The 1955-nt window shown below is 36.4% G+C and carries 2 protein-coding genes; one reads left to right on the forward strand and one right to left on the reverse strand.

Features of this window, described 5'->3' with window-relative positions:
• Nucleotides 1–86 precede the first annotated feature (86 nt).
• Nucleotides 87–1259 (reverse strand): pyridoxal phosphate-dependent aminotransferase, encoded by a 1173-nt coding sequence (locus tag FFM59_RS09890; protein WP_137602852.1) that lies wholly within the window; start codon nt 1257–1259, stop codon nt 87–89.
• A gap of 78 nt (nt 1260–1337) precedes the next feature.
• Here FFM59_RS09890 and FFM59_RS09895 point away from each other — a divergent pair, with 78 nt between their 5' ends.
• Nucleotides 1338–1586 (forward strand): YkuJ family protein, encoded by a 249-nt coding sequence (locus FFM59_RS09895; RefSeq protein WP_137602853.1) that lies wholly within the window; start codon nt 1338–1340, stop codon nt 1584–1586.
• The last annotated feature ends 369 nt before the right edge of the window (nt 1587–1955 follow it).

A 1955-nucleotide genomic window follows, 5' to 3' on the forward strand; every position in this document is an offset into this window, starting at 1 on the left:
AACCGACCAAAAATTCTATTAATTATAGAATTCTTGGTCGATTTTTCTATAGCTGGTTAGTTTTTTCCCAGCCACATATTTTTTGCTTATTTATTGGTATCCATGTAGGCTTTCAGACGTTTCATAGCTTCTTGTAGTTTGCTGAGATCAGCAGCGTAACTAATGCGAACATAACCTTCACCTTCGTCACCAAAGGCATGACCAGGAATGATTGCTAGATGATTCTTTTGTGCTAAGTCTTTACAAAATTCCATTGAATCTTGAATGTAACCTGCAGGAATCTTAGCAAAGATGTAAAAGGCACCATCTGGACGAGCCATTTCAAAGCCCATCTTTTCCATTTCACCATAAACGTAATCACGACGCTTAAGATATTCTGCAGCCATTTCCTTACCATCATCTATTCCGGTAGTTAATGCTTCAACAGCCGCTTTTTGGACAATTGAAGTTGCTGCGGTGACCATGTATTGGTGCACTTTACGGATTTGGTCGATCATTTCAACTTCCGCAAAGATAAAACCAATTCTCCAGCCTGTCATAGCGTGCGATTTTGACAAACCATTAATTAAGATAGTCTGTTCAGGTAGATACTTGGCAATTGAAGTATGGGTATCACCATAAGTCAATTCAGAATAGATTTCATCACTGACAACCCAGAGTTTATACTTCTTGAAAACTTCCACTAGTGCTTCGATTTCATCAGGACGATAGGTAACGCCAGTTGGGTTACTTGGATAGTTGAGGACAATCGCTTTAAAATTCACATTTGGATTCGCCTTAATCGTGTCTTCTACCATCTCAGGGGTTAGGACAAAGTTATTGGGACGGGTGTTAATTCGATACTCTGTACCACGATAAAAGTTAATCAATGGTGTATAAGCCGAGTAGATAGGTGCGGGAAGCAAGACACCATCGCCAGGATTAATAATCGTTCCTAACGCAGCCGCAATTGCTTCAGAGGCACCGACAGTAGTAATCACATTGTCAGCAGTATAGTTTAAACCGTATTTTTTATTTTGAAAATCAGCAGCAGCCTTTCTCAGTTCAGGAATTCCTGCATTTCCTGTATAATGGGAAAAGTTATCATCGATTGCTTGTTTGGCAACTTGCTGAACGTGTTCAGGGATGGTAAAATCAGGCTCACCTAAGGTTAGTTTAAGAATATCTGGAATAGAACTTGTCGCTTCATCGAATTGACGTATTTCAGAAACTTCAATATCATCGAGGGTTTCGTTTAAATCAGTTCTAAATAGGCTCATGTGAAAATCTCCTTTTTATTTGTCTAAAAACAATTTTAGCATATATATAGAAGTAAATTAGAAAAATGAGGTGAATAAATGGATCAATTATCATTATTTAAAATCATCAGTCGCTTGCACGCCATGCAATCTGATCAAACTGATGACGTACAAGTTCGTCGTTTTGAAATGTTCGGCGTTGAATTATGCAATGTTGAATACAAACATGTAACGGGTTTATATACGGTTGAAGAGTATCGTCCTTATCAACAGTTTGAGTTCGATAACCTTGATTTAGCAGCGATTGAAATCTATGACTGCTTATCAGAATTACAAGAAACCTTTTAATATTTTGTACTAACGTATAAAAATCGAGAATAAATGTTTAAATATGCTTGACCAGGCCTTTGATTCTTGCTATGATAGTTTTCGTTGTCAAAGCGACAAAGTGTTGATAAAGTACCTGATAATTAGTTGGAAATATTTTACAAAAGTAGTTGACTTCAGTCAGTTGCATTGGTATGATTATTCTTACTGTTATAGGGATTCGCGAGTTTTGAATCGTCAAAATAAATCGAAAAAATTGTTGACAGTAATTTGTTAAAATGATAACATAATATACGTTGCTTAATTGGATTTTGCAACGAAATGTAGACCTTTGAAAACTGAATAAAGTTTCGACAAATCAAATGTGTAGGGTCTTTTGACAATAGTCAA

This window comes from Paucilactobacillus nenjiangensis, from assembly GCF_005405445.1.
GTDB lineage: Bacteria > Bacillota > Bacilli > Lactobacillales > Lactobacillaceae > Paucilactobacillus > Paucilactobacillus nenjiangensis.